This window comes from Nocardia amamiensis, from assembly GCF_015477605.1.
Classification (GTDB): domain Bacteria; phylum Actinomycetota; class Actinomycetes; order Mycobacteriales; family Mycobacteriaceae; genus Nocardia; species Nocardia amamiensis_A.
The window spans coordinates 276,262-289,615 of the sequence record NZ_JADLQX010000004.1; the positions used below are offsets into that span (position 1 = coordinate 276,262).

At 68.0% G+C, this 13,354-nt stretch carries 16 protein-coding genes; 4 read left to right on the forward strand and 12 right to left on the reverse strand.

All coding sequences use genetic code 11. From position 1 onward, the window contains the following. The first annotated feature begins 21 nt into the window (after nt 1-21). The 3 genes from IU459_RS07820 (at nt 22) to IU459_RS07830 (ending at nt 1,201) form a co-directional block, all read left to right on the forward strand. Nucleotides 22-228, forward strand: a complete 207-nt coding sequence (locus tag IU459_RS07820) for a DUF5988 family protein (RefSeq protein WP_195128790.1) — start codon at nt 22-24, stop codon at nt 226-228. A 113-nt stretch (nt 229-341) separates the two neighbouring features. Beyond that, complete coding sequence (locus IU459_RS07825; protein WP_195128791.1) at nt 342-701, forward strand: metalloregulator ArsR/SmtB family transcription factor; 360 nt, start codon at nt 342-344, stop codon at nt 699-701. Beyond that, nucleotides 698-1,201: an SRPBCC family protein gene (locus IU459_RS07830; RefSeq protein WP_195128792.1), complete on the forward strand. Its 504-nt coding sequence runs from the start codon at nt 698-700 to the stop codon at nt 1,199-1,201. The genes IU459_RS07825 and IU459_RS07830 overlap by 4 nt, the downstream gene beginning before the upstream one ends. On the opposite strand, the gene IU459_RS07835 is transcribed toward IU459_RS07830, so the two are convergent. From IU459_RS07835 to IU459_RS07845, 3 genes are all read right to left on the reverse strand, one after another. Beyond that, the gene (locus IU459_RS07835) at nt 1,198-1,950 is read right to left on the reverse strand and encodes a YebC/PmpR family DNA-binding transcriptional regulator (protein WP_195128793.1); all 753 of its coding nucleotides are present in this window, start codon (nt 1,948-1,950) and stop codon (nt 1,198-1,200) included. The two genes, IU459_RS07830 and IU459_RS07835, sit on opposite strands and share 4 nt — an antisense overlap. A gap of 119 nt (nt 1,951-2,069) precedes the next feature. Then, nucleotides 2,070-2,720, reverse strand: a complete 651-nt coding sequence (pdxT, locus tag IU459_RS07840) for a pyridoxal 5'-phosphate synthase glutaminase subunit PdxT (protein WP_324198786.1) — start codon at nt 2,718-2,720, stop codon at nt 2,070-2,072. A 76-nt stretch (nt 2,721-2,796) separates the two neighbouring features. After that, the gene (locus IU459_RS07845; RefSeq protein ID WP_195128794.1) at nt 2,797-3,618 is read right to left on the reverse strand and encodes an acyl-CoA thioesterase; all 822 of its coding nucleotides are present in this window, start codon (nt 3,616-3,618) and stop codon (nt 2,797-2,799) included. A 113-nt stretch (nt 3,619-3,731) separates the two neighbouring features. On the opposite strand from IU459_RS07845, the gene IU459_RS07850 reads away from it, so the two are divergent. Beyond that, entirely contained in the window at nt 3,732-4,358 is a 627-nt protein-coding gene (locus IU459_RS07850) for a hypothetical protein (protein ID WP_195128795.1), read from the forward strand. Between the two features lie 95 nt (nt 4,359-4,453). Here IU459_RS07850 and IU459_RS07855 read toward each other — a convergent pair whose 3' ends face one another. The 9 genes from IU459_RS07855 to thrS form a co-directional block, all read right to left on the reverse strand. Further along, a complete protein-coding gene (locus tag IU459_RS07855; RefSeq protein ID WP_195128796.1) occupies nt 4,454-4,948 on the reverse strand; it encodes a hypothetical protein in 495 nt (164 codons plus the stop codon). 183 nt (nt 4,949-5,131) lie between these two features. Continuing rightward, entirely contained in the window at nt 5,132-5,299 is a 168-nt protein-coding gene (locus IU459_RS07860; RefSeq protein ID WP_195128797.1) for a LysR family transcriptional regulator, read from the reverse strand. Between the two features lie 29 nt (nt 5,300-5,328). After that, the gene (pdxS, locus tag IU459_RS07865) at nt 5,329-6,231 is read right to left on the reverse strand and encodes a pyridoxal 5'-phosphate synthase lyase subunit PdxS (RefSeq protein WP_195128798.1); all 903 of its coding nucleotides are present in this window, start codon (nt 6,229-6,231) and stop codon (nt 5,329-5,331) included. Between the two features lie 417 nt (nt 6,232-6,648). Continuing rightward, nucleotides 6,649-7,692 carry an NUDIX hydrolase gene (locus IU459_RS07870; protein WP_195128880.1) on the reverse strand — a complete coding sequence of 348 codons (1,044 nt, stop codon included), beginning with the start codon at nt 7,690-7,692 and terminating at the stop codon, nt 6,649-6,651. Continuing rightward, nucleotides 7,692-8,816 (reverse strand): glycosyltransferase family 4 protein, encoded by a 1,125-nt coding sequence (locus tag IU459_RS07875; RefSeq protein WP_195128799.1) that lies wholly within the window; start codon nt 8,814-8,816, stop codon nt 7,692-7,694. Before IU459_RS07875 ends, IU459_RS07870 begins: the two co-directional genes overlap by 1 nt. Then, nucleotides 8,813-9,781 carry a phosphatidylinositol mannoside acyltransferase gene (locus IU459_RS07880; protein WP_195128800.1) on the reverse strand — a complete coding sequence of 323 codons (969 nt, stop codon included), beginning with the start codon at nt 9,779-9,781 and terminating at the stop codon, nt 8,813-8,815. The genes IU459_RS07875 and IU459_RS07880 overlap by 4 nt, the downstream gene beginning before the upstream one ends. Nucleotides 9,782-9,943: 162 nt before the next feature. Next, nucleotides 9,944-10,639 (reverse strand): phosphatidylinositol phosphate synthase, encoded by a 696-nt coding sequence (gene pgsA / locus IU459_RS07885; RefSeq protein ID WP_195128801.1) that lies wholly within the window; start codon nt 10,637-10,639, stop codon nt 9,944-9,946. A 23-nt stretch (nt 10,640-10,662) separates the two neighbouring features. Then, nucleotides 10,663-11,262 (reverse strand): HIT family protein, encoded by a 600-nt coding sequence (locus IU459_RS07890; protein WP_228837532.1) that lies wholly within the window; start codon nt 11,260-11,262, stop codon nt 10,663-10,665. Continuing rightward, entirely contained in the window at nt 11,259-13,322 is a 2,064-nt protein-coding gene (gene thrS / locus IU459_RS07895; RefSeq protein ID WP_195128802.1) for a threonine--tRNA ligase, read from the reverse strand. The genes IU459_RS07890 and thrS overlap by 4 nt, the downstream gene beginning before the upstream one ends. Nucleotides 13,323-13,354: the final 32 nt, after the last annotated feature.

The window sequence follows — 13,354 nt, forward strand, 5'->3', positions numbered from 1 at the left end:
CTCCGCTTCTACCATCCGAGGATGAGCAATGCGGTCAAGGCTTTCCTCGAGGGCGGGCCGGAAGGCTTGCCCCAGCGCATCGTGCCGATCACCCCGCCGGGGGTCGAGCTCAAGGTCCCGTACCGGGGCGGATACGAACATTTCAAAGTCACCTCGCGGCACCTGGTCACGCCCGAAGGGGAACTGCCCGTCTACGAGTGGTGGGAGCGCACCGAGATCGCGGAGTAGACCACGCGCCTTCCCGTCGGCGGCGCGCCGCGCCGACCGGCGATGAAGCGCTGATCGCATGCGTCGCACACGGCGCTGGACAAAAGCGTAACCGGCTGGTTACGCTTTTGTGCGTGGACGAGGTGGCCGGAGCGATCGCCGATCCAGTTCGGCGGGAAATCCTGGAATTACTGCTCGGCGCCCGGCGCACCGCCGGTGAGATCGCCGGGCATTTCGCGATCAGCCGCCCTGCCGTCAGCCGACACCTTCGCGTGCTGCGCGAAAGCGGCCTAGTGCGCGACGAACTCGTCGGCAGACAGCGTTTCTACGTGCTCGACACCAGACCGCTGTCTGAACTCACCGAGTGGCTCGCACGCTTCGACCAGCCGACGGACTGGGCGCACCACCTCGACGCACTCGAGACGGAGGTCTACCGGACCAGGCGCGAGCGCCGTTCCGGTGGCCAGGACGCGACACAGGAGAACACGGCATGACCAAGCGACCCACCGGACGGCTTTTCCCCGTAGGCACGGGCAAGGACCTGGTGTTGGTCCGCACCTACCGCGCCCCGATCGAGGACGTGTGGGCCAGCGTCACCGAATCCGACCGCACCGCACGCTGGTTCGGCCCGTGGGAAGGCGAGGCGGCACCGGGACGAACGATCAAGGTGCAGATGGCGTTCGAGGACGAGCAGCCGTGGATGGAGTTGCGCATCGACGCCTGCGAACCGCCGCACCGGCTGGCGGTCTCAGCGATCGACGAGCACGGTTCGTGGCGGCTGGACCTGGCGCTGAGCGAGTCGGCGGGCACCACGGAGTTGCGCTTCACCCATCACCTGCTCACCGATGCCGAGATCGCCCAGCTTCCCCAGGTCGGCCCTGGCTGGGAGTACTACCTGGACATGCTCGGGGCGGCCCGTGCGCAGACCGACCGCCCCGCTTTCGACGCGTACTACCCCGCCATGCAGGAGTACTACGCGCGGTTGATCGACTAGTCGTCGAGCTGGGCGAGCACCTCGTCCGGGATGTCGACGTTGGTGTAGACGTTTTGCACGTCATCGCTGTCTTCGAGGGCGTCGACCAGCTTGATCACCTTGCGTGCGCCGTCTGCGTCCACCGCGACCGAGACCGAGGGCTGGAAACCGGACTCGGCCGAGTCGTAGTCGATCCCGGCGCCCTGCAACGCGGTGCGCACGGCGATCAGATCGCCGGGCTCGCTGACGATCTCGAACGACTCGCCGAGGTCGTTGACCTCTTCGGCCCCCGCGTCGAGCACCGCCATCAGCACGTCGTCCTCGGAAAGACCGTTCTTCTCCAAGGTGACGATGCCCTTGCGGTGGAACAGGTAGGCCACCGAGCCCGGGTCGGCCATGTTGCCACCGTTGCGGGTCATCGCGACCCGGACCTCGCCCGCGGCACGATTGCGGTTGTCGGTGAGGCACTCGATCAGCACGGCGACACCGTTGGGGCCGTAGCCCTCGTACATGATCGTCTGCCAGTCGGCGCCGCCGGCTTCCTCGCCGCCGCCGCGCTTGCGGGCGCGCTCGATGTTGTCGTTGGGGACCGACGACTTCTTCGCCTTCTGGATGGCGTCGTACAGCGTCGGGTTGCCATCCGGGTCACCACCACCGGTCCGGGCCGCCACCTCGATGTTCTTGATCAGCTTCGCGAACAGCTTGCCGCGCTTCGCGTCGATCGCAGCCTTCTTGTGCTTGGTGGTGGCCCATTTGGAGTGGCCGCTCATTCCCTACTTCCTTCAGGTCGATGGCACGTCTGGTGGTGTGTACCGTACCGGCACGGCCGGGCGGACAACTTCCCCAGCCTACTCGGGCGTCCGTTACGACCGCGCAAAGCGGTCTCCGCTCAGGCCGCCCGGACCAGGTCGACGAACATCCGGTGCACCCGCAGGTCGCCGGTCACCTCGGGATGGAACGACGTCGCCAGGACAGTGCCCTGTCGCACCGCCACGATCCGGCCCGCCGCGGGACCGTCCGGCACGGTGGCGAGCACCTCGACGCCCTCGCCCACCCGCTCGACCCACGGCGCGCGGATGAACACCGCCCGCACCGGACCGCCGGTGAGTCCGGCGAATGGCAGGTCGGTCTCGAATGAATCGACTTGCCGGCCGAAGGCATTGCGGCGCACCGTCATATCGATCCCGGACAGGTGCTTCGCGTCCGGACGGGTGTCGAGCACCTCCGAGGCGAGCAGGATCATGCCCGCGCAGGAGCCGAAGGCGGGCATCCCGTCGCGCAGCCGCGCGCGCAACGGCTCCAGCAGCTCGAATGCCTCCAGCAGCTTGCTGATCGCAGTCGACTCGCCACCGGGAAGCACCAGGGCGTCCACCGCGGCGAGCTCGGACTCGCGACGGACCAGCACAGGTCGCGCACCGCACCGTTCGAGGGCCGCGACGTGCTCCCGGACGTCGCCCTGCAACCCGAGCACACCGATGGTGGGACCGGACCGCACCGGGCCGGTGTCGGCGGCGGGTGCGGCGACCGAGGTAGCGTTCACGCCGGAAAGCTTACGAGCCGTGCCGATGTGGTCCTGCTCACGGTTGCCGTCTAAGAGGCATCGGCGACACCGACGCTCAGCTGTCCCGCAAAGTGCGGATGAGCCCTTCCTGGACCACGGCGGCGACCAGGGTGCCGTCGCGGGTAAAGATCTTGCCGCCGGTCAGGGCCCGGCCGAAACCGGCCGAAGGTGCGGACTGGTCGTACAGCAGCCACTCGTCGGCGCGGAACGGGCGCAGGAACCACATCGCGTGGTCGAGTGAGGCGTTCTGGGTCGGCTCGTCGGGGTGAATCACCTTCGAGGATCCGAGCAGCGTCATATCGCTCATGTAGGCCAGGGTGCATACGTGCACCAGCGGATCGTCGGGCAGCGGGTGCCGGTAGCGGAACCACACCTGCTGCTGGGAGACTACACCGTCGCGGCGGGACACGTTCTCCTGCGGCACCATGCGGATATCCCAGTGCTCCCACTCGCGCATCAACCACAGCCGCTCGGGGGTCATGGTCGTCTCCGCGTCGGGCAGATCATCGGGCGCTTGCACCTCGGGCATGACGTCCTGGTGCACGGGACCCTGATCGCCGACGTGGAAGGAGGCCGACATGGTGAAGATGGCGGCGCCGTCCTGGATGCCGGTCACCCGGCGGGTGCAGAACGAGCGGCCGTCCCGGATGCGCTCGACCTGATAGACGGTGCGCTCCTGCGGATTGCCCGGTCGCAGGAAGTATCCATGCAGCGAGTGCACCTGGAACCGCGGTTCCACGGTCCGGACCGCGGAGACCAGCGCCTGGCCGGCAACCTGTCCGCCGAACGTGCGCGGGAGCTGGGTCTTGGTGGACGCGCCACGGAAGATGTCCCGCTCGAGCCGCTCTATCTCCAGCGCCTCTTCGATTGTCGCCATGCGGTGAGACTAACCCGGCCGCCGCCCGGCGCGCGCCGCGGCCACCGGTGAACACCCGGCAACAGCGACGCCTCACCGTCCTGCGGCACGTCGCGGTTTGCTGAGATGGACAGGTGCCCCGTTTTCTGCCGATCACCGTGGACAGCCTCGTCGAGCTGGTGATCCGGCCCGTCCTGACCGCACGCTCCTGCACGGTGATCGCCGTCGACGGCGCCGACGCCGCGCGGCCCGTCGCGTTCGCCGCACGGATCGCCGCCGCGCTGCGCGACGCGGGACGCAGCGCCGCCGTGGTCTCGCTGCACGACTACGTGCGTCCCGCATCACTGCGCATGGAGTTCGGCCGCACCGACGAGATGTCCTATCGCACAGCGTGGTTCGACTATGCGGCGGTGCGCCGGGAGGTCGTCGTCGCCCTGCGGGACCACGGCCGGTGGCTGCCCGCTCTCTGGGACGAAGCCGCCGACCGCTCGGCACGTGCGGCGATCCGCACGGCACCGCCCGCCACCACGATCATCGTCGCGGGACCGATGCTGTCCGGCCGTGGCCTCGACGCCGACCTGACCGTGCGCCTGGACCTGTCCGCGGCCGCCCTCCGCCGCATCACTCCCGCGGACGCGCAGTGGACCATTCCCGCATTGCTCGGGCACGATGCCGAAAACCCTGATACACCAACGTACTTTGTCCGCTGGGACCACCCTGATCGCCCCGCACTGCGAGTCGACGACGACCACGCGGGGTAGGCGCCCTCTCCAATGTTTCGGCCCGGCAATCGCGGAAGCGTTGCCGGGCCGAAACCGGTAGAGCGAAGCGCACTGCGCCCTGGCGCCGGGAACGGTCAGGCGGCGCAGGCCGGGGACTGCTGGTTCAGGTTGGTCAGCGCCTGGCAAGCCCATGCCTTCTGGACCTTCCATTTGCCGCCGTCCAACACGAAGGGCACGTCGACCAGATTCTCCTGGCCATTGATGGTGAACTTGGCCTGCGCGGTGACGCTGTCGCCGAATGCGGTGACTCCGGTGACCACGACCGTGGCATTGGACTGCCGGAACGCCTCCGCCAAGCGGTTCGGCAGTCCGGGGTCGGCCTCGATGCCCTGCACGCTGTCGAGCTTTTCCTCGTTCGGCACCGCGGGATCCAGCGCACGCTGCAGCAGGGCATTGAGTTCGTCGACGGTGGGCGGGGCGGGTGTGGTGGCAGTCGCCGCGACGCCGGTTGTGGTGCGCGTCGGCTTATCCGACTCGCTCGTTTCATCGTTGCCGCAGGCGGCCAGGCTGAGGGCGGCAGCCATAGCCAACCCCGCGGCGGCAATACGTCCGGTCTTACGAAGCTTCAACTGTTCGTCCTTTGCGTTCGGAGGATCCCCGACGATGCGAGGACACGAAACGGCCATGGGCAATCGAATGGCGAAGCTACTGAGCGTGTTTATGGGAACCCTGAGACTACTTTCTGGCCGCCGTGAGAGTTGGACGGTCAACGCCGACACGCGGGTCGCGCTACGTCGGCGACAGTCCCGCCGTCAGTGCGGCGGCCAACCCGGGAAGCCGGAATGCAGCGGACCGCCGAGCTCCCGCTCCAGAACTTCGGTCCGCTGACCGAGTGTCGGTCCCGAAATGAACAACCGCTTCGCGGCGCGGCGGAAGTACAACTCCTCCGCCGACACCACGAAGTACCGCAGCTGCCGCAATCCACGCGGCAGAAGCTAACGGCCCGCGATCACCAACCGCGCTCGGCCAACCGGTGCGGCTGCGCGATCTCCTCGACGTTGATGCCGACCATGGCCTCGCCCAGGCCGCGCGACACCTTCGCCAGCACGTCCGGATCGTCGTAGAACGTGGTGGCCTTGACGATCGCGGCGGCGCGCTGCGCGGGGTTGCCGGACTTGAAGATGCCCGAACCCACGAACACGCCCTCGGCACCGAGCTGCATCATCATCGCGGCGTCGGCCGGGGTCGCGATGCCGCCCGCCGTGAACAGCACGACCGGCAGCTTGCCGGTCTGGGCGATCTCGCGCACCAGCTCGTACGGCGCCTGCAGTTCCTTGGCCGCGACGAACAGCTCGTCCTCGGGCAGCGAGGACAGCCTGCGGATCTCCTGACGGATCTTGCGCATGTGCGTGGTCGCGTTGGACACGTCACCGGTGCCCGCCTCGCCCTTCGAGCGAATCATGGCCGCGCCCTCGGTGATCCGGCGCAGCGCCTCACCCAGATTCGTCGCGCCGCAGACGAACGGCACGGTGAAATTCCACTTGTCGATGTGGTTGGCGTAGTCGGCCGGGGTGAGCACCTCGGACTCGTCGATGTAGTCGACGCCGAGACTCTGCAGGATCTGCGCCTCCACGAAGTGACCGATGCGGGCCTTTGCCATGACCGGGATGGAGACGGCGGAGATGATGCCCTCGATCATGTCCGGATCGCTCATCCGGGACACGCCGCCCTGCGCACGGATGTCGGCCGGAACGCGCTCCAGTGCCATCACCGCGACCGCTCCGGCGTCCTCAGCGATCTTGGCCTGCTCCGGCGTGACGACATCCATGATCACCCCGCCCTTGAGCATCTCGGCCATGCCGCGCTTCACGCGGGCGGTGCCGACGGTCTGGGTGGTCTCGGGCGTGGTCACGGCAAACTCCTCCAGGCATGTGCGCCAATTGGTTGCTCGGAATCGAACGCCACGATTCTAGGCGGCCGCGAAAGGCCACTTGATAGCCAGTTGGAGTGCACTGGCCTGGTGTGATCCAGCCAGAAGGTGACCTACGCCGGGAGGGCTCAGCGAGCGTGCCGTCCCGGCGCGGTATTTCTCACAGCGGGCCGACCACCAGCAACTGCGCCCAGTACTCCGCGGCGGCGGGGCCGAGCAGCGGCAACAGGAAATCGAACAGCAGATACGACATGAACCAACTACCTCCACAACCGAGCAGGAACGGCCCCGCTTGCCGGGACCACGACGCCGAATTCCTCCGCGTCCGACGACAGCACTACCCTCCGGCGCGCTGATTCATCGCGACGGTATCACGATCGTGAAACACAACACATCCGGTCAGCGGATGGAGCGGACCTCGGGGTCGGTCGTTCCCGACGCGACCTGGGCGGCTTCGGCGAGCAGTTCATCCAGGTGGTACGGGTATACGGTCTCACCGCCGCGGTCCAGCGCGACGATGTCGGCGGCCGTGCACCATTTGTTACCGGTGATGGAGCGGCGTTCGATCGCGGTCTGGTTCGCGGCGTGCGGTTCGAAACCGCGCACCCGCAGGGCGAAGAACAACTCTTCGGAACGGATCAGCTCACCATTGAAGGGGAATACCGCCACCCGCCGCCAGATCGGGCCGCGCAGGGCGTCCGGGTCGGCGCGGTAGCCGGTTTCCTCGTAGAGTTCCCGCACCGCCGCGACGCGCAGGCTTTCCCCCGGTTCCACCCCGCCGCCGACGGTGAACCAGAACGACACCTCGGGCGTCTTGGGGTCGTTGCCGCGCATGAGCAGGGTCCGGTCGTGCTCGTCGAACAGCACGACGCGCGCGGTGGTGCGGATGGTGTCGACCGCCAGGCCGGTGGACGCGGCGGGCGTGGCCCGTTCGGTGATCTCGAAATAGGACGGCAGCGGGGCGGTGCCGCCGAGGTGCAGGATGCGGACCGGGCGGCGGGTGCGCAGCGCGAGCGTGTCGCGCACGGCGTCGTTGTGGAAGCGGCGGGCGATCAGCACCCTGGCCTCGGCGTCGGCCAGCTCGGCGACCAGCTGCGGACGCAGCATGTCGATGTCGACGCCCGACAGCGCCGACGACAGCTGGTTCTCCACCGTCTCCCGGTCGGCGCGACCGGCCCGCTCGGCCCGGTCCGCCAGCGCCGACAGCTGCCGGGCCTGCTCCGACAGTCTCGGATCGGACACCGGGCCCGCGATGGCCATGGCCACCGCCCTGGCCACCACCGCACGCCGCGCCAACGCCGAGTCGAGGGCCTGCCAGGACAAATCGGAGCGCACATGCAGTCGGTCGAGCCGATTGGCGGTGGAGTACGCCCACAGCCCGATCGCGATGACCACCGCGGCGATCAGCGCGAGAACGAGAACGGTCGTCGCGGAGAAGGTGATCATCCGGCGGCCCGCACCCTGATGTCGCCGACGGTCACGGTCTCGTACACGCGCAGGATCTGTTCGGCCACCACCGGCCAGTCGTACTCGCTCACCACCTGCGCCGCAGTGTGCACCAAGGCCTCCCTGCGCACCTCGTCGGTGAGCACGGTGTGCAGTGCGGCGGCCAGTGCGGCCGAGTCACCGACCGGGACGAGCATGCCGGCCGTGCCATCTCGCAGGACCCGGCGGAACGCGTCCAGTTCGCTGGCCACCACGGGGGTGCCCGCGGCCATCGCCTCGATCAGGATGATGCCGAAGCTCTCGCCGCCCAGGTTGGGCGCGACGTAGACGTCCGCGCTCCGCATCGCCGAAGCCTTCTCCTCGTCGGACACCTGCCCGAGGAAGCGCAGGTGCCCGGACAGCCCACCCGCCTCACGGCGCAGCCGGTCTTCGTCGCCGCGGCCCACGATCAGGATCTCGACATCGGGGTGCTTGCGCACCAGATCGGGCAGCGCGCTGAGCAAGACCTCCATCCCCTTGCGCGGCTCGTCGTAACGGCCCAGGAACAACACCGTCCCCCCGGCGCGGGGATAGCGGGGCAGCATCGGCGCCCTGGCGAACGCGGGAACATCGACGCCGTTGGGGATCTCCACCGCGTCCGAGCCCAACGCCTCCACCTGCCAGCGCCGCGCCAGTTCGGAGACCGCGATGCGGCCGGCGATCTTCTCGTGATACGGCCGCAAAACGCCCTGGAAAGTGCTCAGCACCAATGATTTCGTCGTCGAGGTGTGGAAGGTCGCGACGATCGGCCCCTCGGCGATCTTCAGCGCGAGCATCGACAGACTGGGCGCGTTCGGCTCGTGGATGTGCAGCACGTCGAAATCGTTGCCGTCGATCCATCGGCGAATCCTGGTGTAGGCCATGGGCCCGAACGACAATCGCGCCACCGACCCGTTGTACGGGATGGCGACCGCGCGGCCCGCCGACACCACGAACTCCGGCAGCGGCGTGCCGTCGGACGCGGGCGCCAGCACGCTCACCTTGTGCCCGCGTTCGATGAACACCCGCGCCAGCTCGACGACATGCGCCTGCACTCCACCCGGCACGTCGAACGAATAGGGGCAGACCATGCCGATCTTCATGTGGTTATGTCCCCCTGCTCGGCCCGGATGCTCGCCTGCGCGGCGGCGATCATGGCGCGCCGCTGCGGCGACAGGTCGCTCTCCCACAGTGGTTGCAGCATGTGCCAATCCGCCGGATGCTCGGCGATATTCGCCGCGAAGCGGTCTGCCAGTTGCTGGGTAGCCGCGGCGACACCACCGGAAACGTCCAGCGGCGCCTCGGTTTTCAAGCCCCAGTTCTCGCGCCCGTCGGCATCGACCTCGAACCACGCGTGCACCGGTATCAGCGCCGCGCCGGTCTCGATGGCCAGCTTCGCCGCGCCCGCGGGCATCCAGGTGCGCTCACCGAAGAACTGAACGGGAACCCCTTTGCCGGTGAGGTCGCGTTCGCCCATCAGGCACACGATCTTGTTCTGTCGCAGGCGCGCCGCCAGCCGGCCGAACGGCGGCTGCTCGCCGCCGGTCAACGGGAATACCTCGAAGCCGAGGCTCTCCCGGTAGGCGACGAACCGCTCGAACAGCGATTCCGGCTTCAGCCGCTCGGCCACGGTGGTCAGGTTGCCGTAGTGCTGCACCAACCAGACACCGGCCATATCCCAGTTGCCGGAGTGTGGCAGCACGAAGATCACGCCGCGGCCCTCGGCGAGCGCGGCGTCGAGGAACGACAATCCGTCGACGAAGTAGTCGATCGCGGAATGGTCCATTGCCGGCAGCCGGAACGCCTCGCGCCAGTACCGGGCGTAGGACCGCATGCTGGCGCGAATCAGCTCGTCCGGCACGTCGGCGGGCAGCACGCCCAGCACACGGGCGAGATTGCGCCGCAATTGATTCGGCGCACCCCCCGCATGGAACTCCCGATTGGCGCGCTGGGCCACCCGGTCGCCGCCCCAGTCGAACAAGCGCCGGGCCGTCGATTCCGGCAGCGCACGCACGAGCCGCCAGCCCGCCGCGTATCCGGCGGCACCGAGCTGCTCCCCGATGCTCATGCTGTGTCCTCTCGCGCATGAGCGGAGCCCTGCATGGTCACGCTGCGCTGCCGCCTCAGGGCCTGACCACTCATGCTCACTGCCCCGCTCCTCGTTCGCGATCCATCGGCACGGATGCCCGGACGCCACCGTCGACAGGTCGGCGTCCGGCACCGGGTGAGGTCACGACGGGAGCCCCGTGGCGTCGGCGGTTCCCGTGCTCGAATTCCGCGGCTGCGCGGCCGGTATCACGGTTCGCGCCCCCGGCGAATTGCGCACGGCGAGCACCCGCTGGACGACGGTGACGATGCTGAGGACCGCGAGAATCCACATGGCCACGTGGACGGCGTAGGTGAGCCATTCGATGCCCCAGTGCCCGCCGATACCGGTGAATCCGGCGCCGACCAGCACGATGATCAGGCGGTCCGGCCGTTCGATGAGGCCGCCGTCCGCGGACAGCCCGCTGGCTTCGGCGCGTGCCTTGGCGTAGGAGATCACCTGCGAGGTCACCAGGACGACGAGCGTCGCGACGAACAGCGGTTTGTGCTGCTCGTGGTAGACCGCCCACCACGCGAGGCCACCGAAGATGGCTCCGTCGGCGAGGCGGTCACAGGTGGCGTCCAGCACGGCGCCGTATTTCGTGCCGCCGCCGCGCGCCCTGGCCATGGCCCCGTCGAGCATGTCGAACATGACGAACAACCAGATCACCATGGTTCCCCAGAACAGGTGTCCGGTCGGGAACAGCGTGACCGCGGCGACGATGGAAGCGGTGGTACCGATGAGCGTCACGGCATCGGGTGTGAGGCCGGTGCCGACCAGCGCCTTGCCCAGCGGCGCCGTCGCCTTGGCGAACGCCTCGCGGCCGAAGAAACTCAGCACGGCTGATCCGCCCGGTCGCTCATCTACGCCTCCTTCCAGGCCGCCGCGAGCAGCGCCCTGGTCTCCCGCAGCAATTGCGGCATCACTTTCACTCCGCCGACCACGGTGATGAAGTTCGCGTCACCACCCCAGCGCGGCACGATGTGCTGGTGCAGGTGATCGGCCAGCGAACCGCCGGCCACTCCGCCGAGATTCAACCCGACGTTGAAGCCGTGCGGCCGCGATACCTTCTTCATCACCCGGATGGCCTGCTGGGTGAAGGCCATCAGTTCGGCGCTCTCGGCCTCGGTGAGGTCCTCCAGGTCGGCCACCTTGCGGTACGGCACCACCATCATGTGGCCGGGGTTGTACGGGTACAGGTTGAGCACCGCGTACACCAACTCGCCCCTGGCGACCACCAATCCGTCCTCGTCGTCCATCTTCGGGATGTCCGTGAACGGATGGCCCGTCGAATCCTTGGGACCCGTGGCCGCCTCCGCGATGTAGGACATGCGATAGGGCGTCCACAGTCGAAGCAGCCGATCCGGTTCCCCCGCGCCGGCGTCCACGATGGCGCCCTGCTCGGCCGAGGCCGCGGTCTCGTCCAGATCCGCGAGCCCGTCCGGCACTGTACGCTCTGTCATGCCCCGCCCTTGTTCGCGGAACGGATCTCGAAACCCTCGGCCGTCGGCGACGCGTTCTCCCGATGGGCGATCCAGGCGACGATGGTGGCCACCGCGTCCTCCACCGGCACGGTGTTGACCTGCGTGCCGTCGCGGAACCGGAAGCTCACGGCGTTCGCGTTCACGTCGCGCTCACCGGCGAGCAGCATGAACGGCACCTTCTGCGCGGTGTTGTTGAAGATCTTCTTCTGCATCCGGTCGTCGCTGCGATCCACTTGCGCGCGGACGCCCTCGTCCCGCAGTCGCTCGATCACCCGGTCCAGATGTGGCGCGAATGTTTCCGCCACTGGGATACCGACGACCTGCACGGGCGACAGCCACGCCGGGAAGGCACCCGCGTAGTGCTCGGTGAGCACGCCGAAGAAACGCTCGATCGAGCCGAACAGCGCACGGTGGATCATCACCGGCCGCTGTTTGGTGCCGTCGGAGGCGGTGTATTCCAGGTTGAACCGTTCCGGCAGGTTGAAGTCCAGCTGGATGGTCGACATCTGCCAGGTACGGCCCAGCGCGTCCTTGGCCTGCACCGAGATCTTCGGGCCGTAGAACGCGGCGCCGCCCGGATCGGGCACCAGCTCCAGACCGGAGGCGGAGGCGACCTTCGACAGGGTCTCGGTGGCCTCCTCCCAGATCTCCTCGGAGCCGACGAATTTCTTCGGGTCCTTGGTGGACAGTTCGAGGTAGAAGTCGTCGAGCCCGTAATCCTTCAGCAGGTCCAGCACGAACCGCAGCGTGTCGGTGAGCTCGCTGTGCATCTGCTCTTTGGTGCAGTAGATGTGCGCGTCGTCCTGGGTCATGCCGCGAACCCTGGTCAGGCCGTGCACCACGCCGGACTTCTCGTAGCGGTACACCGAGCCGAACTCGAACAGCCGCAGTGGCAGCTCCCGATACGATCGGCCGCGGGCGCGGAAGATCAGGTTGTGCATCGGGCAGTTCATCGGCTTGACGTAGTAGTCCTGGCCCGGCTTGCGGACGGTGCCGTCCTCGTTGAGTTCCGCGTCGAGGTGCATCGGGGGGAACATCCCGTCGCGGTACCAGTCCAAGTGCCCGGAGACCTCGAAGAGGTGGCCTTTGGTGATATGCGGGGTGTTGACGAACTCGTAACCGGCCGCCACATGCCTGCGGCGCGAGTACTCCTCCAGCTCCTTGCGAATGATGCCGCCCTTGGGGTGGAACACCGGAAGGCCGGAACCGAGCTCGTCGGGGAAGCTGAACAGGTCCAGTTCCAGGCCGAGCTTGCGGTGGTCGCGGCGCTCGGCCTCGGCCAGCAGGTGCAGGTGCTCGTCGAGCGCCTCCTGCGACTCCCACGCGGTGCCGTAGATGCGCTGCAGATCCTCGCGGTTCTGGTCGCCGCGCCAGTAGGCGGCGGAGCTGCGGGTCAGCTTGAAGGCCGGGATGAACTTGGTGGTCGGGATGTGCGGGCCGCGGCACAGGTCGCCCCAGATCTTCTCGCCGGAGCGCGGGTCCAGGTTGTCGTAGATGGTCAGCTCTTTGCCGCCGACCTCCATGACCTCGGGGTCATCGATGCCGGATTTGTCGCTGATCAGCTCCAGCTTGAACGGCTCCTTGGCCAGCTCGACCCTGGCGTCCTCGACCTCGACCACCCGGCGCGAGAACCGCTGCGCGCCTTTGACGATCTTCTTCATCCGGGATTCCAGCTTGGCCAGGTCCTCCGGGGTGAACGGCCGCTCGACCCGGAAGTCGTAGTAGAAGCCGTCCTTGATGTAAGGACCGATACCCAGCTTGGCCTCGGGAAACTCCTGCTGCACGGCTTGGGCCAAGACGTGGGCGGTGGAGTGCCGGATGACATTGCGGCCGTCGTCGGTGTTGGCGGCCACCGGCTCCACGTCGACATCGGCGTCGGGGGTCCAGGACAGGTCCTTCAACTCGCCGTCCACCCGGACGACGACGACGGTGTCCGGCCCCTTGGTCGGCAGACCCGCCTCGCGCACCGCGGCGCCCGCCGTCGTCCCGGCCGGCACCCGGACGAGGGCGACTGGGCTGATGGGCGCTGAAGTGGTCACGGCTGCGCTCTCCTTGGCGTTCTCGTGGGCGG

Excerpts from the sequence above, each read along its gene's own strand:
- IU459_RS07820 (WP_195128790.1), top strand. The coding sequence starts at position 22 with ATGAGCAATGCGGTCAAGGCTTTCCTCGAGGGCGGGCCGGAAGGCTTG.
- IU459_RS07830 (WP_195128792.1), top strand. The coding sequence starts at position 698 with ATGACCAAGCGACCCACCGGACGGCTTTTCCCCGTAGGCACGGGCAAG.
- IU459_RS07835 (WP_195128793.1), bottom strand. The coding sequence starts at position 1,950 with ATGAGCGGCCACTCCAAATGGGCCACCACCAAGCACAAGAAGGCTGCG.
- IU459_RS07845 (WP_195128794.1), bottom strand. The coding sequence starts at position 3,618 with ATGGCGACAATCGAAGAGGCGCTGGAGATAGAGCGGCTCGAGCGGGAC.
- IU459_RS07875 (WP_195128799.1), bottom strand. The coding sequence starts at position 8,816 with ATGAAGATCGGCATGGTCTGCCCCTATTCGTTCGACGTGCCGGGTGGA.
- IU459_RS07880 (WP_195128800.1), bottom strand. The coding sequence starts at position 9,781 with ATGAGCATCGGGGAGCAGCTCGGTGCCGCCGGATACGCGGCGGGCTGG.
- IU459_RS07890 (WP_228837532.1), bottom strand. The coding sequence starts at position 11,262 with ATGACAGAGCGTACAGTGCCGGACGGGCTCGCGGATCTGGACGAGACC.